This window comes from Rhodoferax sp. ZS1R8 (assembly GCF_056521325.1).
This window is the reverse complement of record NZ_JBWMBA010000003.1, coordinates 636,786-661,569: the sequence shown is the minus strand read 5'-3', so window position 1 is coordinate 661,569 and position 24,784 is coordinate 636,786. Positions and strand designations below refer to the sequence as shown.

Annotated in this window: 23 protein-coding genes; 9 read left to right on the top strand and 14 right to left on the bottom strand. The window is 63.1% G+C overall.

Translation table 11 applies throughout. The annotated features are described in order from the left end of the window. Positions 1–125: 125 nt before the first annotated feature. From AC097P_RS13950 to AC097P_RS13940, 3 genes are read right to left on the bottom strand one after another with little or no spacing between them, the layout of a single operon-like run. Positions 126–1,472: a hypothetical protein gene (locus AC097P_RS13950; RefSeq protein WP_479611014.1), complete on the bottom strand. Its 1,347-nt coding sequence runs from the start codon at positions 1,470–1,472 to the stop codon at positions 126–128. Between the two features lie 8 nt (positions 1,473–1,480). Continuing rightward, positions 1,481–1,852: a dihydroneopterin aldolase gene (locus tag AC097P_RS13945; protein ID WP_479611013.1), complete on the bottom strand. Its 372-nt coding sequence runs from the start codon at positions 1,850–1,852 to the stop codon at positions 1,481–1,483. Positions 1,853–1,866: 14 nt separating this feature from the next. Beyond that, positions 1,867–2,673, bottom strand: a complete 807-nt coding sequence (locus AC097P_RS13940) for an SDR family oxidoreductase (RefSeq protein WP_479611012.1) — start codon at positions 2,671–2,673, stop codon at positions 1,867–1,869. Positions 2,674–2,794: 121 nt separating this feature from the next. On the opposite strand from AC097P_RS13940, the gene AC097P_RS13935 reads away from it, so the two are divergent. Genes AC097P_RS13935 through bioF form a run of 4 tightly spaced genes read left to right on the top strand, consistent with a single transcriptional unit; the run spans position 2,795 to position 8,246 of the window. Beyond that, entirely contained in the window at positions 2,795–5,050 is a 2,256-nt protein-coding gene (locus AC097P_RS13935) for a penicillin-binding protein 1A (RefSeq protein ID WP_479611011.1), read from the top strand. 9 nt (positions 5,051–5,059) lie between these two features. Further along, positions 5,060–6,376 (top strand): adenosylmethionine--8-amino-7-oxononanoate transaminase, encoded by a 1,317-nt coding sequence (gene bioA / locus AC097P_RS13930; protein ID WP_479611010.1) that lies wholly within the window; start codon positions 5,060–5,062, stop codon positions 6,374–6,376. Continuing rightward, on the top strand, positions 6,373–7,089 hold the full coding sequence (gene bioD / locus AC097P_RS13925) for a dethiobiotin synthase (protein WP_479611009.1): 717 nt from the start codon (positions 6,373–6,375) through the stop codon (positions 7,087–7,089). Before bioA ends, bioD begins: the two co-directional genes overlap by 4 nt. After that, complete coding sequence (bioF, locus tag AC097P_RS13920) at positions 7,086–8,246, top strand: 8-amino-7-oxononanoate synthase (protein WP_479611008.1); 1,161 nt, start codon at positions 7,086–7,088, stop codon at positions 8,244–8,246. Before bioD ends, bioF begins: the two co-directional genes overlap by 4 nt. 92 nt (positions 8,247–8,338) lie before the next feature. Here the strand turns inward: bioF and AC097P_RS13915 are convergent, their stop codons facing one another. From AC097P_RS13915 to rsgA, 3 genes are all read right to left on the bottom strand, one after another. Continuing rightward, positions 8,339–8,758, bottom strand: coding sequence for a carboxymuconolactone decarboxylase family protein (locus tag AC097P_RS13915; protein WP_479611007.1), 420 nt, complete (start codon positions 8,756–8,758; stop codon positions 8,339–8,341). Next, positions 8,755–9,168, bottom strand: a complete 414-nt coding sequence (locus AC097P_RS13910; RefSeq protein WP_479611006.1) for a MerR family transcriptional regulator — start codon at positions 9,166–9,168, stop codon at positions 8,755–8,757. Before AC097P_RS13910 ends, AC097P_RS13915 begins: the two co-directional genes overlap by 4 nt. Positions 9,169–9,390: 222 nt before the next feature. Next, positions 9,391–10,506, bottom strand: a complete 1,116-nt coding sequence (gene rsgA, locus AC097P_RS13905; RefSeq protein WP_479611005.1) for a ribosome small subunit-dependent GTPase A — start codon at positions 10,504–10,506, stop codon at positions 9,391–9,393. A 447-nt stretch (positions 10,507–10,953) separates the two neighbouring features. Here rsgA and AC097P_RS13900 point away from each other — a divergent pair, with 447 nt between their 5' ends. Further along, a complete protein-coding gene (locus AC097P_RS13900; RefSeq protein WP_479611004.1) occupies positions 10,954–12,069 on the top strand; it encodes a class I SAM-dependent methyltransferase in 1,116 nt (371 codons plus the stop codon). A gap of 135 nt (positions 12,070–12,204) precedes the next feature. Here the strand turns inward: AC097P_RS13900 and AC097P_RS13895 are convergent, their stop codons facing one another. Next, positions 12,205–14,346, bottom strand: a complete 2,142-nt coding sequence (locus AC097P_RS13895) for a TonB-dependent receptor domain-containing protein (RefSeq protein ID WP_479611003.1) — start codon at positions 14,344–14,346, stop codon at positions 12,205–12,207. A gap of 78 nt (positions 14,347–14,424) precedes the next feature. Continuing rightward, positions 14,425–14,802: a hypothetical protein gene (locus AC097P_RS13890; protein ID WP_479611002.1), complete on the bottom strand. Its 378-nt coding sequence runs from the start codon at positions 14,800–14,802 to the stop codon at positions 14,425–14,427. An 88-nt stretch (positions 14,803–14,890) separates the two neighbouring features. Between AC097P_RS13890 and trxC the strand changes: the two genes are divergently transcribed. Beyond that, on the top strand, positions 14,891–15,331 hold the full coding sequence (gene trxC, locus AC097P_RS13885) for a thioredoxin TrxC (RefSeq protein ID WP_479611001.1): 441 nt from the start codon (positions 14,891–14,893) through the stop codon (positions 15,329–15,331). 106 nt (positions 15,332–15,437) lie between these two features. Here trxC and AC097P_RS13880 read toward each other — a convergent pair whose 3' ends face one another. From AC097P_RS13880 to AC097P_RS13870, 3 genes are all read right to left on the bottom strand, one after another. After that, positions 15,438–16,697: a multifunctional CCA addition/repair protein gene (locus tag AC097P_RS13880; protein WP_479611000.1), complete on the bottom strand. Its 1,260-nt coding sequence runs from the start codon at positions 16,695–16,697 to the stop codon at positions 15,438–15,440. Positions 16,698–16,704: 7 nt separating this feature from the next. After that, positions 16,705–17,388 (bottom strand): glutathione S-transferase family protein, encoded by a 684-nt coding sequence (locus AC097P_RS13875; protein WP_479610999.1) that lies wholly within the window; start codon positions 17,386–17,388, stop codon positions 16,705–16,707. A gap of 78 nt (positions 17,389–17,466) precedes the next feature. Next, positions 17,467–19,500, bottom strand: a complete 2,034-nt coding sequence (locus AC097P_RS13870) for a lytic transglycosylase domain-containing protein (RefSeq protein WP_479610998.1) — start codon at positions 19,498–19,500, stop codon at positions 17,467–17,469. Positions 19,501–19,510: 10 nt separating this feature from the next. On the opposite strand from AC097P_RS13870, the gene AC097P_RS13865 reads away from it, so the two are divergent. Next, on the top strand, positions 19,511–20,110 hold the full coding sequence (locus tag AC097P_RS13865; protein WP_479610997.1) for a 5-formyltetrahydrofolate cyclo-ligase: 600 nt from the start codon (positions 19,511–19,513) through the stop codon (positions 20,108–20,110). Between the two features lie 30 nt (positions 20,111–20,140). On the opposite strand, the gene AC097P_RS13860 is transcribed toward AC097P_RS13865, so the two are convergent. Both AC097P_RS13860 and AC097P_RS13855 read right to left on the bottom strand, forming a co-directional pair. Beyond that, positions 20,141–20,596: a TfoX/Sxy family protein gene (locus tag AC097P_RS13860; RefSeq protein ID WP_479610996.1), complete on the bottom strand. Its 456-nt coding sequence runs from the start codon at positions 20,594–20,596 to the stop codon at positions 20,141–20,143. Between the two features lie 17 nt (positions 20,597–20,613). Next, a complete protein-coding gene (locus AC097P_RS13855; RefSeq protein ID WP_479610995.1) occupies positions 20,614–21,516 on the bottom strand; it encodes a DUF6279 family lipoprotein in 903 nt (300 codons plus the stop codon). A 70-nt stretch (positions 21,517–21,586) separates the two neighbouring features. Between AC097P_RS13855 and glmU the strand changes: the two genes are divergently transcribed. Further along, the gene (gene glmU, locus AC097P_RS13850; protein WP_479611079.1) at positions 21,587–22,969 is read left to right on the top strand and encodes a bifunctional UDP-N-acetylglucosamine diphosphorylase/glucosamine-1-phosphate N-acetyltransferase GlmU; all 1,383 of its coding nucleotides are present in this window, start codon (positions 21,587–21,589) and stop codon (positions 22,967–22,969) included. An 11-nt stretch (positions 22,970–22,980) separates the two neighbouring features. Further along, positions 22,981–23,727, top strand: coding sequence for a sensor histidine kinase (locus AC097P_RS13845; protein WP_479610994.1), 747 nt, complete (start codon positions 22,981–22,983; stop codon positions 23,725–23,727). A 12-nt stretch (positions 23,728–23,739) separates the two neighbouring features. Here AC097P_RS13845 and AC097P_RS13840 read toward each other — a convergent pair whose 3' ends face one another. Next, positions 23,740–24,777, bottom strand: a complete 1,038-nt coding sequence (locus tag AC097P_RS13840) for a glycosyltransferase (RefSeq protein WP_479610993.1) — start codon at positions 24,775–24,777, stop codon at positions 23,740–23,742. Positions 24,778–24,784 lie beyond the last annotated feature (7 nt).

Sequence of the window (24,784 nt, the reverse complement as noted above, 5' to 3'; positions counted from 1 at the left end):
TAGCCGCTAATTTCCTAGCTTTCCAGTGACACGTGTTCATGGACGTCTGAAACAGCGCCTGTTGGTTGGGTTTGGTTTTATCTTATAACTCTTATGCACTATGCATTTATTTGAGGTTTTGCACCTCAGTTTGCTTGAGATACACCCGCCTTCGTTTCGCGTATGCCCAATTCCTGCTGTGCAAAGACGCGGTACTGTTTGGCGAGTGCGTCGCGTGTCAATGGCTGTGCGTCCAATTCAATCTTCATTGAGGCAACTTCGCCCAGCCGGATTCGGTTTTCAAGGTGGCTTGTCATTTGAACTGCGGCGAGACAGGCACCCAGTTTCTGATTCTCAGGGTTGGCGGACGCTGACGGCAATGTATCGGGTCGCGCCATTTCAAGTGCACGAAATGCATCTAGTTCTTCACGTAAGGGGTTCAGTACTTGGTCTCCCCAGCCCAAACGTTCACCTAACTTTACGCCCAAGGCCCGGCTGATGAGGGAACTCTGGTCACGAATCAAATTCGCGCCTATGTCATTGCAGACTTGCCTGCGATTGGGGTCGCGCAAAGCGGTGGTTTGGCAATAGTCCATTCCGCTTTTGTATTCCGGCAGGGTGAGGTTGGTGAACACACCGTTGACTAGCTTGGTCACCGCGGGGCGAACTGTGACGTTGTCACTCTGCATCGACTCGCTACTTTGCAGTCGCGACAGTGACGACAGGCCTAAATCGAATTTTTTTGCGCGTGAGAATCGGAACATCGCTTCCTCAAACTCGCCATTTCTTCTCTCGTTTGACGCTTGACCAGCAACATAAAGCCACGCAGTGCCGTTGCCGGGGTCTCTGTGAGCCCATTGAGTTGCAGAAATTTGAGAGCAATAGCCCCTTACTGGGCGGGCTTGTCTTTGGCAGGCATGGAAGGCGAGCGCGTATTGCCGTGGGTCGGTGGAATAGATCGCAAGTTTGGCGATTTCGTCAATGTTTTTGAACATTGCGGCTGCGGATGTGGCGTTTGCTTGTTGCAGGCAGAGCTCGGTGTCTTCACAGTTTTGATGCTGCCTGTCAAATTCGGCTCTGACTTTTGCCTCTAGGAATTGCGCGCTTACATACAGTGCAGCAGCCCGTTCCAGCGGGTCATTGGCGGCGACAGCGCGGGTCAATAGTCGATCAATTTCCGAGGCGCTTTCAAGGTATGCCAACTGTATTTTTGCCATGAAGGCTGCTCGAGCAACCAAGCTTAACGACAAGGCTTTGCACAAAGATTCGTCAAAGGCTGGCGGCTCCCCGTCTGTCAAGCCATTAGCGGTTGATCCTCCATCCCAAGTGCTGCTGGTGGGCAAACGCGAAGCAAGAGTGCTTACCGACGCGGCATCGGGCGATTTGATCGATGGATTTGCGGGCTTCGTGCGCTGATCGTCGTTGTGGTACACAACAAAGACCACCATCAAGGCCGAAAATACCAACAGCCCGGCCCACTGCTTGGAAGACATCTACTGCCTTACCACTGGCCCGCTTCGACGCGGATCGCCACTTCGCAGTCGTCAAAAATCTCCAGCTTGGCGATCTTGACGCGCACGCCCAGCACGCCGGGCAGTTGCATCAGGCGGTGGGCCAGCTTGCCGATCAGGGTCTCCAACAGGTTCACGTGTTCGGCCGTGCATTCGTTGATGATGATCTGGCGCACCTTGCGGTAGTCCAGCACGTGGTGGATATCGTCGTCATGTGGCAGCAGGGGCTGGGCGCCCAGGCTCAACTCGGCGTCTACCTGTATCGGCTGGGGCGCGAGTTTTTCGGACTCCAGAATGCCCAGGTTGGCATTGAAGCGCAGGCCGGTCAGCGTCAGTGTCTGGTTTCCCGTGGTGTGTTGCATGGTTGGTAAGGCTTTCACATCAGGGAAAAATCGCGCTCAAAGCGCATCAGGTGTTGGCCGCCGTCGACCAGCAGCGTGGTGCCGGTGATGGATTGGTTGGTCAGAGCAAACAGCACGGTGGCCGCTACGTCCTGCGGGGTAGAAGATCGGCCCAGCGGCGACAGCTTGTGCAGGGCCTGGAACTTATCATCGCTGAGCATATGGCTGGTCAGCGTCAGGCCCGGCGCCACGCCGACGACGCGCACCAGCGGGCTCAGGGCCATGGCCAGCATGGTGTTGGCGGCCTCCAAAGCGGCCTTGGACAGGGTGTAGCTGACGAAATCGGGGTTCTGGTTCCACAGCTTTTGGTCCAGCAAATTTACGACTGCGCCACCGAAGGGCTGTGTCCCAGGGGCTGCACCGGGCCGGCGCTGACTCAGGTGCGCATGCAGGGCCTGGGCCAACAGAATCGGCGCGCCGGCGTTGCTGCGCATGTGCTTTTCCAGTGCCGCAAAGCTGAAAGTGGCGCTGCTGTCATGCTCAAACGTGGATGCGCTGTTGACCACGGCGTCCACATGCCCCATGGATTGGATGACGGTTGGCAGCAGGTTGCGCACCGCGGTTTCGTCGGAAAGGTCAGCATGAAAAGCGGCTGCACCCCCAGTCAGGTGGCCACAAGCAGCTACGGTTTTTGTAGCATCTTCCAGCGAACCCCGGTAGTGCACGGCGACACGCCAGCCAGCCGCTGCCAGCGCCAGCGCGATATCGCGGCCCAGGCGCTTGGCAGCGCCCGTCACCAGAACGGTGGGCACGGATGTGCGGGGTGCGGTAGTGGGGGACATGGGATGAAAGGAGGCTGGGGGATGGTAGAAGCTCCGATTTTAACGACCCGGCCATTCCTCGGCCACAATACGCCCCGCCAAAGCGCTGTACAGCGCTGCCCCCTTAACCCAGTCTCTCTTCATGATTTCTATCAAAGACAAGCCACTCGTGCAATGGATGATCGGTTTTGCCGCGCTGGTGGCGCTGACCGTCGTGCTGCTCGTGGGCTACACCTTGCTGGTACTGGCGCCAGGCTTGCCCAGCCTGGAAGCCGTGACCGATTACCGGCCCAAAATACCTTTGCGCATCTACACCGCGGACAACGTGCTGATCGGTGAATTTGGCCAGGAACGCCGGGATTTTGTGTCCATCGAAGACACCCCGCAGATGCTGAAGAACGCCTTGCTGGACATCGAAGACGAGCGCTTCTACAGCCACAGCGGCGTGGACTTCAAGGGTGTCTTGCGCGCGCTGGTGTCTGATGTGACCGGCGGCGTCAAACAGGGCGGCTCCACGATCACGATGCAGGTGGCACGCACCTTTTTCTTGAACCAGGAATGGACGCTGCCGCGCAAGCTGAAGGAGACCCTGCTGTCCTACCGCATCGAAAACGCACTCTCCAAAGACAAGATATTGGAGCTGTACATGAACCAGATCTACCTGGGTCAGCGCAGCTATGGTTTCTCCAGCGCAGCGCGCACCTACTTCGGCAAGACTTTGCCGGAGTTGAGCATTGCGCAACATGCGATGCTGGCCGGTCTGCCGCAAAACCCCTCGCGCCACAACCCGGCTGTCAACCCAGAGCGCGCTAAGAAGCGGCAAATGATGGTGTTGAAAAACATGCTGCGCCTGGGCCACATCACCCAGGCCCAGTTTGACAAGGCCAGCGTGGAGCCCATGCCCATCAGCACCAGCCCCAGCGTGGAGGCGCACGCCGCCTTTGTGGCCGAAATGGCCCGCCAGAATATGGTGACCCAGTACCAAGATGCCGCGTACACGATGGGCCTGAAGGTAGTGACCACTGTCAACAACGCAGAGCAGTTGGCTGCGTACCAGGCGGTGCGCCGCAATGTGCTGGCCTACGACCAGCGCCACGGCTACCGCGGCCCTGAGGCTTTCATTGAGTTGCCTGGAGACGAGGACGCGCGCGATGACGCCATCGACGCATTGCTACAAAAACACCCAGCCAGCGACGGCCTGCTGCCTGCGGTCGTGACCGAGGTGGCGGGCAAGTCGCTGAAGGCTGAGTTGGCCTCCGGCGAATCCATACAGATCAGCGGCGCGGAGCTGGGGTTTGCGGCGGGCGCCCTGCAGGCCAATGCCAACAAGGCCGTGCGCCTGCGCCCCGGAGCGCTGGTACGCGTCACGCAAAACGCCAAGCAGAAGTGGGTGATGTCGCAGATGCCGGAGGTGGATGCGGCCTATGTCTCGCTGAACGCGCAGAGCGGCGCGTACCGCGCGCTGGTGGGCGGCTTCGATTTTCGGCGCAAGAACTTCAACCACGCTACCAGCGCCTGGCGCCAGCCGGGTTCGGCCATCAAGCCTTTCATCTACTCCGCTGCGCTGGAGCGTGGCTTTGCCCCGGCCACCATCATCAATGACGTCCAACTGTCGGCTACGTCCAACGAAAACCTGAAGTGGGACCCGCGCAACGACGATGGCAAATACGACGGCCCCATCCGTATGCAGGACGCGCTGGCCCAGTCCAAGAACGTGGTGTCGGTGCGCATCCTAAAAGCCATAGGCGTGCCCTATGCGCTGGAATATCTGCCGCGCTTTGGCTTCGAGGCAGACAAGCACCCCGCCAACCTGACGCTGGCGTTGGGAACTGGCTCCGTCACGCCGGTGCAAATGGCCAGCGCGTACGGCGTGTTTGCCAACGGAGGCTACCTGGTCAAGCCCTGGCTGGTACAGCGCGTCAGCGATGGGCGGGGCAAGGTGCTGTTTGAATCGGACCGCACGCCTGCGCCGGCAGAAAGCGCGCGCGCGATCGATGCCCGCAATGCCTTTGTCACCGACAGCATGCTGCGCGAAGTGACGCGCACGGGGACTGGCGCGTCGGCCAACCAGAAGCTCGCGCGCCAGGATTTGGCCGGCAAGACCGGCACGACCAGCGACGCAGTGGACGGCTGGTTTGCCGGTTATGCCAACAACATCGTATCGGTGGCGTGGATGGGCTATGACGAACCCCGCTCCCTGGGTGGCCGCGAATTTGGCGCCACGCTGGCATTACCGATCTGGATAGACAGCATGCGCCAGGCGCTAGTGGGTTCTGTGGCCAGTGAACGCCCAGTGCCGGACCAGGTGATCCAGGTGGATGGGCGATGGGCTTTCAGCGAATTCGACAGCGACGCCGGGGTCAAGACCCTGGGGCTGGACGAGCCGGTGGCCGAGTAGGGGAACACTATGACGTCGAGCCGCAATGAAACCTTGCTGCAACGCAGCCGCGCCGCCGTGTGGCACCCGTGCACGCAAATGAAACACCACGAGTCGCAGCCGCTGGTGCCCATCGTCCGCGGCGAGGGCGCCTGGCTGTTTGATGCCGATGGCAAGCGCTACCTGGATGCTGTCAGCTCCTGGTGGGTCAATCTGTTCGGCCATGGACACCCGCACATCAAGTCCGCTTTGCACGACCAATTGGAGCGCCTGGACCATGTGATGTTGGCCGGGTTGACGCACGAGCCTGTCATTGAGTTGTCGGAGCGCTTGGCACAGTTGACCGGTCTGGGCCACGCCTTCTATGCCAGCGACGGCGCCAGCGCCACCGAGATCGCGTTGAAGATGAGCATGCACTACTGGGGCAACCAGGGCCGGCCCGAGAAGAATGGCTTTGTGAGTCTGGCACAGGGCTACCACGGTGAGACGGTGGGCGCGCTGGCGGTTACCGACATCCCGCTGTTTCGCAGTGCCTACGCGCCCCTGGTACGCGGTGGCGCCGTGGTGCCCAGCCCCGATGCGCGCCTGGCAGCGCCGGGCATGGATGCCGAGCAACATGCCGAGTCGGCGGCGCAGGGGCTGGAGATTTGGCTGCAGCAAAACCATGCGCAAACCGCTGCGCTGATCGTCGAGCCCATGGTGCAGTGTGCTGCCGGCATGGCCATCTACCACCCGCACTATCTGCGCCGTGCGCGGGCTCTTTGCACGGAGTATGAAGTGCACCTGATTGCTGACGAAATCGCTACCGGCTTTGGTCGCACCGGCGAGCGTTTTGCGTGTGAATTGGCCGGCATACGTGCTGACTTCATCTGCCTGTCCAAGGGCCTGACCGGTGGCACTTTGCCTTTGTCGGCCGTGCTGACCACCGATGCGATCTACGCGGCGTTTTACGATGACGACACGGCTCGGGGGTTTCTGCACTCACACTCGTACACCGGCAACCCGCTGGCGTGCCGTGCGGCATTGGCCACGCTGGATTTGCTGGACGATGCCCAATTGTTACGTAACCGCGACACGGCCCAGCGCCTGAGCCAAGCTGCGCAGCCGTTGGACGCACATCCCAGCCTGCAGAACGCCCGCCGTCTGGGCATGATTTGGGCATGGGATGCGGTGACCGAAGACCCGCTGTTTTCGCGCCGCTTCCACCATGCCGCGCTGGACCGAGGGCTGCTCTTGCGTCCTATAGGCCGCACGCTGTATTTCATGCCACCGTATGTCATAAACGATGCGGATATGGCCCATCTGGTGGAGGGCAGTCTGCAGGCTTTGCACTGCGCGCTGACATGAGCATCCTGCAAAGCGGGGCGATGCCCCAAGGCGCCGCGTGGTTTGTGACTGGCACCGACACGGGTGTGGGCAAGTCGCTGGTGGCGTGCGCGCTGATGGTTCATCTGCGTGCGCGTTATGGCCGCATCGCTGGCATGAAGCCGGTAGCCGCCGGTTCGGAGCGTGCACCTGACGGTGGGTGGAGCAATGAAGATGTGCTGGCTTTGCAAGCCGCCGCAACGGTGGATTTGCCGCGGTCTTTGGTCAACCCCTATTTACTGCACGCACCAGTGTCGCCCCATATCGCGGCACAGCGGGACGGCGTCAGCATTGAGCTGAACACCGTCGTGGACGCCTGCACCAAGCTGCGTGCGCAGACCGATGCGCTGGTTGTAGAGGGCGCAGGTGGCTTTCGTGTGCCGCTGTCCGATACGCAGGATGGTGCGGACCTGGCTGTGGCGCTGGACCTGCCCGTGGTGCTGGTCGTCGGCCTGCGCCTGGGCTGCTTGAACCATGCCGTGCTGACGGCAGAATCCATCACCACCCGCGGCCTGCGCTTGGCGGGCTGGGTGGCCAACCATATTGATCCGAATATGCCGGAGCAGCAGGCCAATATCGCCTGGCTGCAATCGCAACTGAACGTGCCGTGCCTCGCCGACCTGCCGCATAGCGCCGCACCTGACGCGCAGCAGATGGCCGCGCACTTTGACTTGCCGCAGGAATTTTTTGCATGAGCGTGCTCGACAGCCTTTCCGAAGAGATTGACTCGCTGGATAGCGCGAAATTGCTGCGCGTGCGCCGTACCGTGCAAGCGGTGCAGGGCGCCTACCTGCGCGTGGATGGCCGCGACATGCTGGCCTTTTGTGGCAACGACTACCTGGGTCTGAGCCAGCATCCGGCGGTGGTAGAGGCCGCACAACAGGCCGCGAGCCGCTGGGGCGTAGGCGCCACTGCGTCACCGCTGGTGTGTGGCCACAGCGCGTCGCACGAAGCGCTGGAGGCCGAACTGGCGGAGTTTTTGGGCCTGCCCCGCGCGCTGTATTTCGCGTCCGGGTTCACGGCCAATGTGGGTCTGGTGCCGACACTGGTGGGCCGTGAAGACGCCGTGTTTTGCGACGCACTCAACCATGCCAGCTTGATCGACGGCGCCCGCCTGTCGCGCGCGCAGATCGGCGTCTACCGGCACGCGGACCTGCGGGCGCTGGAGAGTCTGCTGCAGGCATCCGCGGCGCGCCGCAAGCTGATCGTTACCGACGCCGTCTTCAGTATGGATGGTGACATTGCCGACCTGCCCGCGCTGGTGCGCCTGGCCGAACAGTACGACGCATTGCTGCTGGTCGACGACGCGCATGGCTTTGGCGTGTTGGGTGCCAGCGGCCGCGGCATTGCGGAGCATTTTGGCGTGCAATCGCCGCGCCTGATCCTGATGGGCACGCTCAGCAAGGCCGCTGGTTCAGCCGGTGCCTTTGTCGCCGGCGATGCCCGAGTCGTGGAGTTGGTGATGCAGCGTGCACGCAGCTATATTTTTGCGACCACATCGCCAGCCATGGTGACCGAGGCCTTGCGGGCCAGCCTGCACGTGATACAGACCGAGGGTTGGCGGCGCCAGCGCCTGCAGTCGCACGCGGCGCAATTGCGCGCGGCCTTGGCCGACCGCGCGGACGTGGGTCAACTGCTGCCCTCGATCACTCCCATACAGCCGCTGGTGATCGGCGAAAACGCGCAAGCGCTGGAGCGCATGGACCAGCTGTGGGCACACGGCATCTGGGTGCCGGCGATTCGCCCTCCTACCGTGCCGGCCAGTACGGCGCGCTTGCGCATCTCACTGTCAGCAGCACATAGCGACGCGGATGTGGACCGACTGATCAACGCGCTCCTCACCAAGGTCTAGGGGCCAGGGCGCCCAAGCCTTCTGCGCAGGTAAAGGAGGAGCCCGCAAAGCGGGCGGGGGACACGGAGCAGAAGGCTTGGGCGCCCTGGCCCCTAGACCGCACCCAAGCCTCGCTCCTTGAAAACCTCTTGCGCCGCAAACAGTCCGTTCAAGGCAGCAGGAAAACCAGCATACACAGCCATCTGCATCATCAATTCCACAATTTCGTCGCGGCTGCACCCCACGTTGAGCGCCCCGTGCACATGCACCTTGAGCTGGGGTGTGGCGTTGCCCAGCGCCGTGAGTGCAGCAACGGTTGCAATCTCGCGCGACTTCAAATCAAGTTGGGGCCGCGAATAGATATCGCCAAATGGAAACTCGATCAGGTAGCGCGCAAAGTCAGGTGCGATCGGTGCCAGCGCGTCGATGACGCGTTGCCCGGCTTCGCCGTCGATCTCACGCAATTTTTCCAGGCCGCGCTGGTAGCGTGTGTCATCGTGGGAAGAGGGTACTGTCGAGTCGGGTGCATTCATTTTTTGGATGTGGGTTTCACCCTGCCACCTGTCCGCATCGACTGGCGGTACACGCCAATCTTGTCGTCCAGCGCCGCAAGGTTGTGGGAAAGCTCCTGGATACTGACCAGCAGACGTTCGCGGTGGAGCTCAAGCACCGCAAGCCGTTGTGGCACCGTCATCACCCCCTGCGAACGCAATACCGCGTACTGCCTGATCTCGGCCAGCGGCATGCCCGTGGCCTTGAGCCGCAGCACAAAGGCCAGCCACGCGACATCACTGGCGAGGTAACGCCGGTGGCCGTTGGCCGCGCGCGTGGCGGGCGCCAACACCTCTGCCTTTTCGTAAAAGCGCAGTGTGTGCTGGCTGACTCCGCTTTGTTGCGAAAGCTCGCCGATGGAGAGTGTGGTGGTGTTCGTAAAAGTGGTCACGCATGCATCTTAAAAGTTAGAGCCCACTCTAAGTCAAGCACTACAGTCGCCGCCGGGCCGCCCCAGGGCGACTACAGCCTCCTTAGGGGGGGGGGAGTTCCGCACTCGCAGTGGCAAGCGTGGAGCACAATTTACGCGGCTATGGCGTGCAGGCTTTCCAGCACCCCGCCCTGAGAACGCATGCCCGGGATCGCTCCGGGGTGCCGCAACTTTGAGGCCTTGCTAACTGACCGGCCCCGCTCGCCTGGATGCAGCGCGCTGGGACCCTACGCGGCCCATAATTTTCCACTGCGCCAGCTGGTGTTGCCGCTCCAGAACCCCCATGGTGTCACGGCGGCTTTCGCGCAGCAGCTTGTGGTAGTTCTTCACCCGTTCCGGGCTGACCTGCGCGCGCACGGCACAGCCGGGCTCATTCTGGTGCTGGCAGTTGCGGAAACGGCAGGTGTGGGCCAGCGTGCTGATGTCCTCAAACAGCTGACCCAAGGTGTAGCCATCTACATCGGGCCGCAGCGTGCGCACGCCCGGTGTGTCGATGACGCAAGCGCCGCTGGGCAGCAGGTGCAGGGTGCGCGCCGTCGTCGTGTGTTTGCCGCGGCTGTCGTGCTCGCGCACCGCGCCGGTGTCCTGTGTGGCGCTGCCCAACAGGCTGTTTGTCAGCGTGCTTTTTCCGGCGCCGGACGAGCCCAGTAGCACCAGGGTTTGGCCCGGTGACAAATAGGGTTGCAGGGTCGCTGGTGCATCTGCACTTCGCCCGTCCACAGCGACCACATCCACATGCTGGCCGACGCGCGCGCGCACCGCCTGCACGCGCTGCTGCACGCTGCCGCAATCCGCCTGCTCCGCGACATCGGCCTTGGTCAGTACGACCACCGGCAGCACGCCGCTGCTGCCCACCAGTGCCAAGTAGCGCTCCAACCGTTGCAGGTTGAAATCCAGGTCCAGGCCCATGACCAGCAACGCGGTATCCACATTGCTGACCACGGTGTGGCGGCTGCCGTCCGCATCGCGGCGCACGATCTGGTTCAAGGGTGGCACGCGGGCAGCGACCCAGAGCTGGCGGTGCGCGTCCTCTGTGCACAGCACCCAGTCGCCCACGGCCAGTGCACTGCCTTCGTCCAGCAGGTTTCGGGTCAGGCGCGCGGCGCAACGGGCGGATCGTTGTACGTTGCCATCGTGCACCTCCACTGTTTCGCGGTGCACCGCGGCGGCGCGCATCCACTGGGGTGCTGGTACGCCAGTGTCGTTGTTGTCGGCCACATCAGCAGTGGCCAGGCTTTGCGCCATGGCTGGAGTCAGTCCCAGGCGGCGCAGTGTCTCAAAAGAAAATTCGATATGCATGATCGTGTGTGTATGTCTTTGCGTGACCCTGCAGCCAGGCGTGCGAAAACAGCACGCCATAAACGGCGACAGAGCCAAATTAAAAATGGAATAGGCGGAACCGGCTGGCGGCCCGACAAAGACAGAGATCACACACACGCCCCGTGCAACAGGGCGAAAACCAGCGTTGGTGGTGTTTAGTTCAGGTAACGCGGGTGGTTGGCGAACTCAAGCATCTCAGGCGGCCAGCACGCAGGAGGAGGCAGGTGTATGAACAATCATGGAAGCACTCCTTCACGGTGGGGTTGAGAACAGTTGCCGTGCGGCGCGGGGCCGCTGCGGATGTGAAGGCGCAATTGTGTAGACATGGGTTTGGCTTGTCAACGCATGGCCGTGTGGCTGGTGCCGTTTTGCAACAGGGCCGTGGCGCCCTGCCATAGCCCCGCTTGGGGGACAATTCATGCCGCTATGACGACACCACCACTCCACCATTCCACCGGCGCTGCCATGCAGGCGCATATGCAACAGCTGATCAATGCCAGCGGCGGCTGGATAGGCTTTGATGCCTTCATGGAGCAAGCCCTGTATGCGCCCGGCCTGGGCTACTACAGCCGTGGTGCCACGGTGTTTGGCGCCATGCCGCAGGGGGGCAGCGACTTCGTCACCGCACCCGAGATGACACCCTTGTTCGGCCAGGCCTTGGCGCGCCAGATTGCACAGGCCCTGCACGTGACCGGTACCGATGAGATCTGGGAGTTTGGTGCTGGCACCGGCGCGCTGGCCCTGCAGATATTGGATGCGCTGGATGCCTTGGGCGTGCCGCTGCGCCGCTACACAATTGTGGATTTGTCGCAGCCCTTGAAAGAGCGCCAGCAAGCCACACTGAAAGCACACACCACCCGCGTGCAGTGGGTCGATGCCTTGCCTGCCGAGATGCGCGGTGTAGTAGTCGGCAACGAGGTGCTGGACGCGATGCCGGTCAAGCTGCTGGCCCGCACGGGCGGTGTGTGGCACGAGCGCGGCGTGGCGTGGGATGCCGCAAACGCGCGCCTGGTTTGGGCGGACCGGCCCACTGAACTGCACCCACCCGACGAGGTGGCCGGTACACACGACTACGTGACCGAGATTCATCCGCAGGGCGAGGCCTTTGTGCGCACGCTGGCCGACCGTTTGAAAGCCGGTGCCATCTTCCTGCTGGACTATGGTTTCCCCGAGCGCGAGTACTACCACGAGCAGCGACACATGGGCACTGTGATGTGCCACCGTGCCCACCAGGCAGATGGGGACCCGTTGGTGTTGGTGGGTGAGAAGGACATCACGGCCCACGTCAACTTCACCGGCATCGCCGTGGCCGCCCAGGACGCCGGCCTGGAGGTTTTGGGTTACACCAGCCAGGCGCACTTTTTGATGAACTGCGGCTTGGTGGATGCGATGCAGGCGGCGTCCCTTGCGGACCGCGTTGCAGCGCAAAAGCTGATCCTGGAGCACGAGATGGGCGAGTTTTTCAAGGTTATCGGTTTGACCGTGGGCAGCGCGTGGGACCCCATGGGTTTCAGTCGCGGAGACCGCACGCACCGGCTGTAACCAGGTGGGGCACTTCACGTATGCGCCCGCAGCGGGGCTGGGGTAAACGCCGCCGTTCGTGTCCTCCGGCCTTTGGCCTCCCCCTTTACCTCACTTTGGCGTTCACCCCAGCCCCGCTGCTCGATGGTCGAGAGCCTAGAACGCCAATTGCAAGCCGACCTTCACGGTACGTCCCGGCAGCGGCGCCTTGCCCGGTGCGCTCTGCGTCAGGATGGACGTGGCCGAATAGGCCAGCACGTCGCCGACGTTATCCAGGCGGGCGAACCACAGCGCGGTCGTCGTACCCATTTGCTGGCGGTAGCTCAGTGATGCGTTGACCAGGGTGTAGGCCTGGCTCGCCAGCTGTGTTGCGGGTCCGTCGGTCTGGGCCCGGTTGTGGTTGGCGTCCAGCCGCGCGCTCCATGCGCCTTGTGCCCACAGCAGGGACGCCCCCACGCGCACCGGCGCAATGCGGGGCAGCCATTCGCCGGTGGCGGTGTTGACGGCCCGCACCCAGTCGCCGTGCAGTTCCACGTCCAGCGTTTGGGCGGCGTCCAGCAGGCGCATCTTGCCGCTGGCCTCAATGCCGGTGAAGCGCGCCGGCACCTGGGTGTAGACATATTCGGGCAGGACATTAGCGCTGCCGCCGGACTCTACCGATTTGCCGCTGCCGTCGTCCGTAACGCCTGTACCGCCCGCACCATTGCCCTCGGTATCGCGCAATACGCCAGTGGCCTGCTGCGACAGGTAGTTGTTGAACTGGTTTACGAAAGCGCTGACCTTGAACGTGTGGTGGCCTTGCTTCCATTGCGCGCCGATGTCCATATTGGTGGATTGCTCGGCCACGGCCTGGCTGTTGCCCACCTCGTAGGCGTGGGTGGCGATGTGCGGGCCGTCGGCAAACAGTTCGTAGTCCTTGGGTGCGCGTTCGCTGTAGGCAATGTTGGATGTCAGCTGCCAGCCGGGGGCTGCATTCCACAACGCGCCCAGCGCCAGGCTGCGTGGCTGGAAGCTGCGGCTGGCCGGCACGAAGCGCGCCACCAGCGGGTTGCCACTGGACTCCACCTGCACCGATTCCAGACGTGCGCCCAGACTGAAGCGGCCCCAGTCCAGCGGCAATTCTTCAAAGGCAAACACAGCGTTTTGTTGAGTGCGGCTATAGGGCGCAAATGCCTCGCTGCCATCCGCGGAAAAGCGCACTGATTCGCTGTGCAGGCCCAGCACGCCTTCCCACGCGCCCAGCTTGGCGTGGCGCGCGGTGATGCGCACATCGCTGCCGGTGTTCTTGAACACGGTGCCGGGCTCCGTGTCGTTGTACTCCGCGTGCTGGTAGTCGCTCTGGCTGGCGCGTAACTTGACGCTCTGGATCCAGCCGGGCAGTTGGTCGACGTCCCACTCCAGCGCCGCGCGGTTGGAACGCATGCCTATCGTCACAGCATCCTCAGCCACGGTGCCGTAGGTTGACGAATAGCTACTGACCGATGCACCCAGGCGGCTGTGGCCAAAAAACAGGCTGCCGCCCAGCGCACCGCCCTGCGCCTGTGCGCTGGAGTTGCAGATGGCGTTGGCAACGGTGGGGGCGCCGGGTTTCTCGCAGGCCAGGGCGATGGGTACGGCGACATCGCTTGAGCGGCGGTTGAAGGCATCGGCATGCAGTGTGAAGCGGTCGGTGCCGGTCTCCAGCAGCACAGCACCGGAGCGTGCGGCGTCGCCGCTGGCGGCTTCCAGGTTCAGTTTGCCTGAGACACCGCCCTTGGCATCAAACACGCGCTCCTGCGGGATGCGGTTGTCGATGACATTGACGACGCCACCCACGGCGCTGCCGCCGTACATCAGCGCGCCGGGGCCGCGCAGCACCTCGATGCGCTCCATCGAGATCGGGTCGGAGGGCACGGCGTGGTCATTGCTCAAACCCGAGGCGTCGATGCTGGCGCCGCTGTTTTGCAGGATGCGCACGCGGTCGCCATCCAGCCCGCGGATGATGGGGCGGCTGGCATTGGGGCCAAAGTAGCTGCTGCTGACGCCGGGCGTGCCGTCCAGCGTCTCGCCCAGCGTGCTCTTGGAGCGCAATAGCAGGTTAGCCCCCGAGTAGCTGTCGGTTGGTGCTATTAAATCCGTAGCGCCCAGCGGGTTGCCGGTGATGGTGACTGCGGGCAATGCGGCGTCTGTACGCGGGGCGGCGGATTGCGCACTGGCACTGGCAGCGCCCAGGCTGGCAAGCGTGGCGACCATGGCCAGGCTCAGGGGGTGCAGGGGAAAGGCACGCGCGGTGGCGGTGCGGTTAAAAAGGCGTGTCATGGCAATGTCCGTTGAATCTGAAAAAAATGCAAGGCTCCCGCAGGCCAAAAGGCAGCGAGAGGCTGGAAAGGCAGGGATTCAGCGGACGGAAGGGGGGCCACGCGCCTGGAACAGCGCGTGCCAGCGGGCCACGGCCAGTGCATGGCTGACCCGCACAATCTGGGGCAGGTTTACCAGGCCCAGCACCACCGCGGTGGCGGTGTCTACACCATCGGCGTGGCTTAACTGGTCAAATAATTGGCAGTCGGCGTCGGCATGGTGGTTCGAGAACAGTTTGGCGGACAGGGTTTGCACCTGGACCCGCTTGGCGGTATGGCCTGCGTCAAAGTGCACCATGCGGTGCCACAGGCCCAGACTCTGGGTCCACAGCAATGCCAGAACCAGGAGGCCGGCCAGCACCAGCCGCGCCGTGCGTTGGCGGTCGGTGTGGTGGGCGGTGGCGAGCTTGTGGTGCACGGGCGGGAGTCTACAGGACGGCGCACGGCTCCTTGAATCGGGGGCCATTAGCCCCACCTGCTGCGCTCAGCCAACAAACTATCTCCCCATGACCGAATCCCTGCACATCGTGTGTCCGCATTGCCACACCACGAACCGCGTCAAGACTGCGGACCAGGCCAAGGCGCCGGACTGCGGTAGCTGCCACAAGCCGTTGTTTGTGGCGCATTCTGTGGCGCTGGACGAGGCTGCGTTTGACCGCCACATCGGGCGTAGTCAGATTCCGGTGTTGGTGGACTTCTGGGCGCCGTGGTGCGGGCCGTGCCGGCAGATGGCGCCGGCGTTTGAGCAGGCGGCGGCGCAGCTGGAGCCGCATGTGCGCGTGGCCAAGGTGGATACCGAGGCGGTGCAGAACCTGGGAGCGCGGTTCAATATCCGCAGCATTCCTACGCTGGCGCTGTTTGTGGGCGGGCGGGAGGTGGCGCGGCAGGCTGGGGCCATGGGGGCTGCTGACATTGTGCGGTGGACGCGGGCGCATTTGCCTGCTTAGCGTGTGCTGGCCCGTAGGCTGGGCGGCAGAGCGTTTTGCTCCGTGTCCCCCGGCCATGCAAGCATGGCCTCCTCCTTTACCTGCGCAAAACGCTCTGCCGTCCAGCCTACTGGATGCTGTTGGCTACCGCTTCGACGCGTGCCTTGTGGATCCATTCGCCGATCTTTGGGCCTGTAGCCCCCGCCTGCTGTGCGTGAGCAGCTATCAAATCTGTAGCAACCGATTGTGCCCTTTGCAGCGCGGCTGCCAGGCGTGGGGCTTGCGGATAGGGGTTGCCGTCCATTCCTAGGCGGCCACGAGCATCGCATTCGCAGGCCAGCAGGATCTCGGCAAAGCGGGCCGGCTTGCGAAAGGCATCACAACGTTCCAGCAGGCGCACGATCGCCGCTGCGTTCAGCGATTCGCTGCGGTGGATGTTGCCGTGCTCGCGCGCCACCACCTCGGCCAACTCCTTGCATTCGACCGGGATGCGCAGGCGCTGGCAGACGGTCTTGAGCAGCTTGACGCTGCGTTCCTCATGCGCGATGTGGCGGGGCAGCACGTCGGCTGGCGTCGTGCCCTTGCCCAGGTCGTGCACCAGGCAGGCAAAGCGCACGGCCAGTGGCGCTTGCAGCTGGGCTGCCATATCGACGACCAGCATCACGTGCACGCCGGTGTCGACCTCCGGATGGTGCTCCACGCTTTGCGGCACGCCCCAGAGGCGGTCCAGCTCGGGTAGCAGGCGCGCCAGGGCGCCGCAGTCGCGCAGCACGGCGAACATGCGCGAGGGTTGGGCTTCCATCAGGCCGCGGGACAGTTCCTGCCACACGCGCTCGGCCACCAGGTGGTCGGCCTCGCCAGCCTCCACCATCTCGCGCAGCAGGGTCTGCGTTTCGGGCGCCACCGTGAAGTCGGTGAAGCGTGCCGCGAAGCGGGCCAGCCGCAGGATGCGCACCGGGTCTTCGCGGAAGGCCGGCGTAACGTGGCGCAGCACTTTGTCAGCAATGTCCCGGCGCCCACCGTAAGGGTCGATCAGGGCATCTTCTTGTATGGCAAACGTGGCTGCAGCCCTCGTCGGATGTGCGTAAGCAGCTATTGAATTGATAGTGAGATCGCGGCGGGCCAGGTCTTCTTCCAGCGTCACATCGGGCGCGGCGTGCACCGCAAAGCCGTGGTAGCCCGGCCCGGTGCTGCGCTCGGTGCGGGCCAGCGCGTACTCTTCCTTGGTCTGTGGGTGCAGAAACACCGGGAAATCCTGGCCAACCTGCAGGTAGCCCTGGTCCAGCAGCTGCTGCGGTGTGGCGCCCACGACCACCCAGTCGCGGTCCTGCACGGGCAGGCCCATCAGGGCATCGCGCACGGCGCCGCCGACCAGGTAGGTTTTCATACTGGATTCAGGGCTTGATTCGATACGGTTCTTCAAAATCCAGAAAATCCTTTTCGGCTAGCGCTTGCTGGATCCACGCGGCCACGCCGGGCAAGGCGGAGACGCGGTCCACGTAGGCGGCTACGGTCGGAGGCACGGGCAGCGCGTAGGCCTTCAGGCGCATACAGACGGGCGCGAAGTAGGCATCGGCAATCGTGAAGCTGCCAAACAACAGGGGGCCGCCGTGTTCGGCCAGCAATGCCGTCCACATGTCCACCAAGCGCTGCACGTCGGCGCGCACGGCGGGCTTGTCGCGCCAGATCAGCGCGCCGGCGTCTGCCAGGTCAGCTTCGATGTTCATCGGGCAGTTGCCCCGCAGCGCGGTGAAGCCGCTGTGCATCTCGGCGCAGATGCTGCGGGCCCGGGCGCGAGCGGCCGTGGTTGCGGGCCAAAGTTGTTTGGTGGGGAACTGCTCGGCCACATATTCGGCAATGGCCAGCGTGTCCCAGATCGCCAGGTCGCCGTCGACCAGCAGCGGCACCTTGCCGGTGGGGGAGGCACCCTGCAAAGTCTTCTTGAAAGTGGAGTCGGCGTCGAAGGAGTCGAAGCGCACCATGACTTCTTCGAACGGAATGCCGGCCTGCTGCAGCAGTACCCATGCCCGCATGGACCAGGAAGAATAATTTTTGTTGCCAATGTAGAGTTTCAGCATAGTTTCATCTTAGTAGGGGCTGCCATGTTACGGCCGGGGTGCCATCGGATTGATGACGAACCGCGCCCCCATTGATGCTTACGGCAGGTCCAGCCCGGTATCCACCGTGGCGGCGTCCTTGGGGCCAATGGTGCCCAACCGTGCTTTCAGCGACTGGGGCTGGCCAGTGATCAACGCGGCGTAGTTGACGGTGTTGGCCAACACCTTCTTCACGTAGTCACGGGTTTCGTTGAAGGGTACGTTCTCAGCCCAGATGGCGCCCTCCATGACCGGACCGCCGGTCTGGCCACGCCAGCTGCGCGGGCGGCCCGGGCCGGCGTTGTAGGCGGCTGCTGCCAGCGGCATGGAACCGTCAAAGCTGTCCAGCACCAGCTTCAGGTAGCCGGTGCCGATGGCGATGTTGGTGTCGCGGTCGTTGATCTGGTATGGCTGAAAGTTGGTCAGGCCGATCTTCTTGGCCGTCCATTTGGCCGTGGCGGGCATCACCTGCATCAGACCCGACGCGCCAACGCCAGACTTGGCGTCCATGATGAAGCGGCTCTCCTGGCGGATCAGTCCGTAAACGTAAGCCGGGTCCAGGCCGATGTGGTGGGAGCGGGACAGTACCGCGGTCTTGAACGGCATCGGAAATCGCTGGTCGGCATCTATGGCCTGCCGGGTGCGTTCGCTGGTGTTGATGCAGCGGTCCCATACCTCGAAACGGCAGGCCATGTCGGCTGCGGCCAGCAGCGCGCGGTCGTCCATGCCGCCGCGCACATGCAGGTTTGTGCTGTAGTTCCACTCGCGCACGCCTTCGGCCCGCAAGCCCATGTTGATGGCATACAGCGCGCGGTTCAGGCCGGGGTTCAGACGGGCGGCCTCCTTCTCTTCGCCGAGCAGCGGTGTCGGTTTGGCTGGGGTTGCGATACGCAGGCCCAGTTCTTCTTGCGCCAGCTGCTCGTAGAAGCCGCGGGAACTGGCAATGCTTTCAAACAGTTGTTGGGCCTGGGCGCGGGCGTTCTCGGAATTGGGCTGCTGAGAGCTGGGTTGTTGCGAGTTGGGTTGTTGCAGTAGTGCGCGGGCGCGCCAATAGACCCAGGTCGGCTCGTTGCGCAGTGATTCGGGCATGGCAGCGATGGCGCTCAGCACCTGCGGCCAGCGGCCCATGCGCAGCGCGGCGCGCACCTGCCAGGCCAGGTGGTCTTCGTGCATGGCGCTGGCCTGGCCATTGGCAAAGTAGCCAGCCGCATCGTTGGACAGCCGTTGCGCGGCACGCTTGCCGATGACACCCCAGACCCAGCTGCGCTCTTCGTCGGTCAGCTGGGTCTTCCAGCGCAGCTTGTTGATCTCGGTGGCCGCTTCCAACGGGTCCTGCGTAGCTTGGCGTATCAGTGCCAGCGACACCAGTTCTCGCGTTTTGGGCTGGAAGGCGGTGAGCTTGTCGTTGAGGTATTTGCCGGGGTTGAGGTAGATATCGTTGAGCTTGGGCAGCGAGCTCGGGCTGACGATTCCCACAGCCTGTGTGACGACGCGCAGGCGGTCGTTCTCCATACCCAGGCGGGCGCGCTGCCAGGCCATAGGCGTAGCGGTAGCCGGCTGGTCCCTGACCAATTGTTCAGCGGCCGCAGCGCAGCCTTCGTCAGCGTCTTTCAGGTTCAGCCAGTTGTCCTTCACCAGGGCCGTGTTGTCGACACCACTGGCCATGTGTTCCGCCAAGAGGGCGTAGCAACGCACCGACTTGTCGTCGTTCATCCGGTACAACGGGTATTCGCGGTTGAAGGACGCCCAGTCGCGGTTGCGGCCATACTGCAGCAGCAGCTCGGCACGCAGCCGGTCTTCCTGGTAGCTGCCGCTGTAGCGGTTGAAGAATTCCTGGATCTCGGTGGGGCCCGCTTCGTCCAGCCGGGCCGATAGGTCCCAGTAGGCGGCCCAGGGCTCCAGCACGTGGCCGCGCACCTGGGGAAGCAGCGCGATCAGACGCTTGCGATCCCGAATTTTGTACGATTGCGCCATGTCCAGAAGGACGCTGTCGGCGCGTGAACTCTCCCGGTTCTGCGCGAACGCTGGAGCGGGAGTGGACACCAGAGTCACGCCAATGAGCGCTATCGATGTCAGAATGGCTGAAAACTGCATGTGGGAGATTATGGACAACTCAGATGATTTGAAAGCTGCGGCAAAGAAAGCCCTGCGCAAACACTTGCTTGAACAACGCCTGAACCTGCCCGACCGGCTACAACAGGCCGATCTTTTGCAGCAGGTCATGCGCATCTGGCTGGTGGGCCGGCCCGACACCGTCATCGGTGCCTACTGGCCCATCAAAGGCGAGTTTGACCCGCTGCCCGCGCTGCACCGCTGGAAGGAAGACGGCGAGCTGCTCGACCAGCCCCAGCTGCGCCGCATCGGCCTGCCGGTGGTCAACAAAGAACACAAGACCATGACCTTCCACGCCTGGTACCCGGGCTGCCCGATGGAAGAGGACGCTTATGGCATCCCCAAACCCAAGGACACCGAGGTCATCACCCCCACGTTGCTATTTGCTCCCTGTGTGGGCTATGGACCGGGCGGATACCGGTTGGGCTATGGCGGCGGCTTCTATGACCGCATGATGGCTGCGTTGGACCCCAAGCCGTTCACTGTCGGGCTGGGCTATGGCGTGGGCTTTGTCGAAGACTTCGAGCCCGAGCCGCACGATGTGCCGCTGGACGCCATTCTTAACAACCACGGCGTCGTCTGGCCGGTGTGACCCTGACGGAATGTGGGGTGGGCAGGGGGCCTAAGAGCGTTTCTTGGATGCTGTTTTGCTGACTGGCTTCTGCGGCGCGGGTCGCTTCTCTGCGGTACGTGGTTTGGGCGTCTTTCTGGTCGGTTTGGCCGCCTTTGCGCTCAGCGCCGCCTCCATCGCCAGTCTGGCCCAGGGCGCCATGGCGTGCGCCGCGTCCATGGCTTCTTCGGGTGCGCTGTAGTAGTTCATGCCGCGGGACACCGTCTCGCCATCTTTGGTGGAGGCATAGGTAAAGCGCTCGCAACCCGCGGCCTCCCACTGGGGGCGGTTGTCATCACTGGCCTTGAGCCACAGCTTTTCGCCCGAGCCCAGGTCGGCAATGATGGCGATGGTCAGCCCATCGGTGCTGATACCCCAGCCACCAAACATGCGTTTTGCCGTGCAGGAGCCGGCGCTGGACAGAAGTTCGCAGCAGTATTGTGCGAAGTCGGAGTGGGTGCTGGCCATGGGTGGTGTGTATCTGTTCAAGGCTTTTGGTTGGCCAGCGCGCGCGCGTCGCCCTCGTAGCCTTGCAGGGCTTTGAGCAGACGTGTGCGCTGGGCGCTGGTGCTGGTGTTGTGCAACGCAGCCGTGGTGCTACAACTTTCATCGGTCAACCGGTCAATGTACTGGCGAAAGGCCGGGTCTGGTGCCTTGAGCGTCCGTTCGAGCAAACCTCGTATTTCAGACGCTGCCTGGGCAGCAGGCACGCGTGCCGTACGCAACCCAGTGAGCACCTGGATGGCGTCCTGATGGCGGCGCAGCATTTCGCGGTGTTGCCTGGGGCCGTCGAAACTGGAGGCCTCGATACGGGCTCGTACGGTGGCGATCTGCTCGGGCTCAAGGCTGCCGTACAGCGATTCGGCACGCTCCACAATCTGCTTGACACGCCGGTCCGTCCGCTCGGCCAAGCTACCTTCGAGCCACTCTTCGCGCCATTTCTTGTCGCGCTTGTCGAACTCCCGCGCCACCTGCTCTACCTGGCCCGCTTGCAATGTCGGCGCAATGGCCGCGATAGCAGGCGCTGCCCGCTCCAGCGTGACCTGGACGCGCGTCTGCAACTCCGCCACCATGCTGCACACCTGTGCGGGCGTTACAGGTTTTGGTGCCATGGCCTGCAGTTCTTTGAGCGTCTGGATCAGCAGCGGCAGCTCTTCCTTGCGGTGCCAGTCCTGCACGGCCTGCAGATCAGCCTTTATGCGCAGGCTTTGCTGCCCATCAAAGTCAAAATAACTGTCCAGCCACCAATACGCCAGCGAGGGCGCATTGTTATAACCCAGGCGTACCGCGCTGCATCCCACCGCGGTCAGCATCAGCACCACCGCGCAGATAATGGATGCTGACCGAACAGATACACGCACAATAGAAGAAGGCATTGAAAGGGACATGCAAGTGACTTCCGGATTACAGGTTCAAAAAAACACAGCGTTGGAGCAGCAGGCCATTGATGTGGTCATTATGGCGGCCGGCAAAGGTACGCGCATGAAGAGCAGCCTGCCCAAGGTGCTGCACCCGCTAGCCGGGCGCCCCTTGCTGGGCCATGTGCTGGACACGGCGCGGGCATTGCAGGCCCGCCAGGCGGTGGTGATCACCGGCCACGGCGCTATAGAAGTTGAAGCGGCTTGCGCACGCTACACGGGAGCTACAGCCCAGTTGGCCATAAATTTTGTACGCCAGGAGCCGCAGCTGGGCACCGGCCATGCAGTGCAGCAGGCGGTGCCTGTAGTGGGCGACGATGGCGTGGTGCTGGTGCTCTCCGGCGATGTGCCGCTGACGCAGCCCTCCACGCTGCAACAACTGCTGGCCGCCAGTGCCGGCAGCAAACTGGCCTTGCTGACATTGGAGATGGACGACCCCACGGGTTATGGCCGCATTGAGCGCGGGCCAGACGGTGCGGTGCGGGCCATCGTGGAGCACAAGGACGCCAGCGCCGAGCAGCGCGCCATCACCGAGATCTACAGCGGCATCATGGCCGTACCGGCTGCGCAGTTGAAGCGCTGGCTGGCCCGGCTGGACAACAACAATGCACAAGGCGAGTACTACCTGACCGATATCGTGAAGTTTGCCGTGGCCGACGGTGTGCCCGTGGTTGCGCACACGATTGGTGACGCGGTGCAGGTGGCCGGCGTCAACAGCCCCGTGCAACTGGCCCAACTGGAGCGTGCCTACCAGTTGCAGCAGGCCCATAGCCTGATGGACGCAGGCGTGCGGCTGGCTGACCCGGCGCGGCTGGATGTGCGGGGCAGCCTGCTGTGCGGGCAAGACGTCTGCATCGACGTGAACTGTGTCTTTGAGGGGCAGGTTACGCTGGGCGCGGGGGTGTCGATTGGTGCCAACTGCGTGATTGCCAACGCCACGATCGAAGCCGGCGCCGTCATCCACCCGTTCACCCATATCGATGGGGAAAAGCTTGGGGTCACGGTGGGCGCCGGTTCACTGATTGGCCCATTTGCCCGCCTGCGGCCGGGCGCGCGCCTGGGTGCTGAGGTGCACATCGGCAATTTTGTCGAGGTCAAGAATTCGACGTTGGCCCATGGCGCCAAGGCCAACCACCTGGCGTACCTGGGGGACGCCACGGTCGGCGAGCGCGTCAACTTTGGTGCTGGCAGCATCACTGCCAATTACGACGGCGCCAACAAGCACCGTACGACGATTGAGGCGGACGTGCACGTTGGCAGTAACTGCGTGCTGGTGGCGCCCATCACACTGGGCGCCGGCGGCACGGTGGGTGGTGGTTCTACGTTGACCAAGGACACGCCAGCGGGCGCATTGAGCGTGGCGCGTGGCAGGCAGGTCAGCATTGCGAACTGGTCGCGTCCGCAAAAGGCGCCCAAAGCCTGACGCAAGGCAGTATGAGCACAATGGCGGATTCGCCCGACACCCGCATTGCCGCACTGCAGGCCGAGCTGGATGCACTGCGCGCAGAGATGCAGCACTTCAGCTTTGCGGTTTCGCACGACCTGCGAGCGCCGCTGCGCCACATCGTGTCTTATGCGCTTATGGTCCAGGAAGACGCCGGCCCAGTTCTTGGTGAAGAGGTGCGGGAGTTTTTGACGACCATCACCGACTCCGCCCGACATATGGGCGTGTTGCTCGATGGCCTGGAGGCAGTGTCACGCGTGGGGTCTACGCCGCTGGAGATAGGCCCGGTGTCGTTGCAGGAGTTGGTGCAGTCTTCATGCCGTACTGTGGCCATGCAAGACTCTCCGCGTACCGTGGAGTGGCGTATTTCCCCCGATCTCCCCCAGGTGCAGGCAGATGCCACGCTGCTGCACCAGGTCTTGCTGGAGATACTGGGCAACGCGCGCAAGTTCAGTGCGGTACGTGAACAGCCTGTCGTTGAGGTACGCGCTGTGCCAACGGAAGCGGATGACGATGTGGTGCTGCAGATACGTGATAACGGTGTGGGTTTCAACCCGGCGCAACATGCGCAATTGTTCAAGGTGTTCGGGCGGTTGCACAGCGCCCGGCAGTTTGATGGTATCGGCACGGGCTTGGTGCTGACGCGCAAGATGCTGGAGCGTTGGGGTGCAACGGTGTCGATCGCAGGGGTATTGGACGGGGGTTGCAGCGTGCAGCTGCGCTTGAAGCGCGGGTAAGCGCGCGGCGTACTATTGCGCGGCGGCGTGGGCCGTCAACGCCGACACGAAGCGCCCTAGTATCACCGGTGATGCCGCCGTGTGGAACGCCTGGTGCCGTGCCCGCTCAGACAGCTGGTCAAATTCGGCGGATGGTGTGTAGGCCAAGCGCAGCGCGTCTTCCCATTGCGGGATGGGTGCATGCGCATCGATCAGTATGCCGCCGGCACCGACCGTATCGGGCAGGGCACCGCGCGTGCTGGCAACGACGGGAATGCCATTGATCTGCGCTTCCACCACGGTGCGACCGTAAGCCTCTTCCCAAATGCTGGGCATCAGCAGCGTGCGGGCGCGGGCGTACACGGTGCGCATGTCACGCGTAGGAGCTTCCCATTCGATGTTGTGCAGGCGGGCCGCGCGTTGCATGCAGTAGGCACGCCACTGCGGGTTCAGGCCCCAGCTTTCAGATACCAAGAAAGGTATGTCCGGACAGGCCGCGGCCAGCGCAAACATGATCTCTACGCCCTTGATGGGTGTGGGATTGACGAACAGCACGCGATCACCCCGAACATTGACCAAATAGCGTTCGGGCAAGACCAAAGGCGGCACCACGACGCTGTCTATGCCACACAGCGCGCGCCAGCGTTGGGCGGTGAATTCAGAATTGCTGAGGTACAGAATGGCTGGGTCGGGTACAAGGCTGCCCCCCAGTTGGTGTGTCTCCACGTTGTGCAAATATACGGCTGTGGGCCTGCCGGTGTCCAACGCACAGACCACCATGGGTAGCAGCGTGGTACCGCTTTGCACAACGATGATGGAAGGGTTCCAACTGGCGGCCAGCAGAGCCAGATCATGCACGGGATCGGCGACGCGGAATACCGGGTAGCCCAGGTGCTCGTCGCACTGCGCGCGGGCCGGCAAACCCGGTGCAGCGTGCTCGCGTAAGCCGCACAGCACGGCCACTTCTGCGCCAATGCCCAGCAAGGCCGTACATAGGTCATCGGTGGTTGTTTGTAGCCCGCCAACGACTTCGGGCAGATGCGGGTATACCGACGCGAAAAGTACCCGCATGTATCAG

What these genes read in the sequence shown, in the direction of transcription:
- AC097P_RS13880 (WP_479611000.1), bottom strand. Translation starts at nt 16,697, where the DNA reads ATGAAAACCTACCTGGTCGGCGGCGCCGTGCGCGATGCCCTGATGGGC.
- trxC (WP_479611001.1), top strand. Translation starts at nt 14,891, where the DNA reads ATGACCGAATCCCTGCACATCGTGTGTCCGCATTGCCACACCACGAAC.
- bioF (WP_479611008.1), top strand. Translation starts at nt 7,086, where the DNA reads ATGAGCGTGCTCGACAGCCTTTCCGAAGAGATTGACTCGCTGGATAGC.
- AC097P_RS13900 (WP_479611004.1), top strand. Translation starts at nt 10,954, where the DNA reads ATGACGACACCACCACTCCACCATTCCACCGGCGCTGCCATGCAGGCG.
- AC097P_RS13870 (WP_479610998.1), bottom strand. Translation starts at nt 19,500, where the DNA reads ATGCAGTTTTCAGCCATTCTGACATCGATAGCGCTCATTGGCGTGACT.
- AC097P_RS13895 (WP_479611003.1), bottom strand. Translation starts at nt 14,346, where the DNA reads ATGACACGCCTTTTTAACCGCACCGCCACCGCGCGTGCCTTTCCCCTG.
- AC097P_RS13915 (WP_479611007.1), bottom strand. Translation starts at nt 8,758, where the DNA reads ATGAATGCACCCGACTCGACAGTACCCTCTTCCCACGATGACACACGC.
- bioD (WP_479611009.1), top strand. Translation starts at nt 6,373, where the DNA reads ATGAGCATCCTGCAAAGCGGGGCGATGCCCCAAGGCGCCGCGTGGTTT.
- AC097P_RS13845 (WP_479610994.1), top strand. Translation starts at nt 22,981, where the DNA reads ATGAGCACAATGGCGGATTCGCCCGACACCCGCATTGCCGCACTGCAG.
- rsgA (WP_479611005.1), bottom strand. Translation starts at nt 10,506, where the DNA reads ATGCATATCGAATTTTCTTTTGAGACACTGCGCCGCCTGGGACTGACT.
- AC097P_RS13860 (WP_479610996.1), bottom strand. Translation starts at nt 20,596, where the DNA reads ATGGCCAGCACCCACTCCGACTTCGCACAATACTGCTGCGAACTTCTG.
- AC097P_RS13945 (WP_479611013.1), bottom strand. Translation starts at nt 1,852, where the DNA reads ATGCAACACACCACGGGAAACCAGACACTGACGCTGACCGGCCTGCGC.
- AC097P_RS13875 (WP_479610999.1), bottom strand. Translation starts at nt 17,388, where the DNA reads ATGCTGAAACTCTACATTGGCAACAAAAATTATTCTTCCTGGTCCATG.
- AC097P_RS13865 (WP_479610997.1), top strand. Translation starts at nt 19,511, where the DNA reads ATGGACAACTCAGATGATTTGAAAGCTGCGGCAAAGAAAGCCCTGCGC.
- bioA (WP_479611010.1), top strand. Translation starts at nt 5,060, where the DNA reads ATGACGTCGAGCCGCAATGAAACCTTGCTGCAACGCAGCCGCGCCGCC.
- AC097P_RS13940 (WP_479611012.1), bottom strand. Translation starts at nt 2,673, where the DNA reads ATGTCCCCCACTACCGCACCCCGCACATCCGTGCCCACCGTTCTGGTG.
- AC097P_RS13855 (WP_479610995.1), bottom strand. Translation starts at nt 21,516, where the DNA reads ATGTCCCTTTCAATGCCTTCTTCTATTGTGCGTGTATCTGTTCGGTCA.
- AC097P_RS13950 (WP_479611014.1), bottom strand. Translation starts at nt 1,472, where the DNA reads ATGTCTTCCAAGCAGTGGGCCGGGCTGTTGGTATTTTCGGCCTTGATG.
- AC097P_RS13840 (WP_479610993.1), bottom strand. Translation starts at nt 24,777, where the DNA reads ATGCGGGTACTTTTCGCGTCGGTATACCCGCATCTGCCCGAAGTCGTT.
- AC097P_RS13935 (WP_479611011.1), top strand. Translation starts at nt 2,795, where the DNA reads ATGATTTCTATCAAAGACAAGCCACTCGTGCAATGGATGATCGGTTTT.
- glmU (WP_479611079.1), top strand. Translation starts at nt 21,587, where the DNA reads ATGGCGGCCGGCAAAGGTACGCGCATGAAGAGCAGCCTGCCCAAGGTG.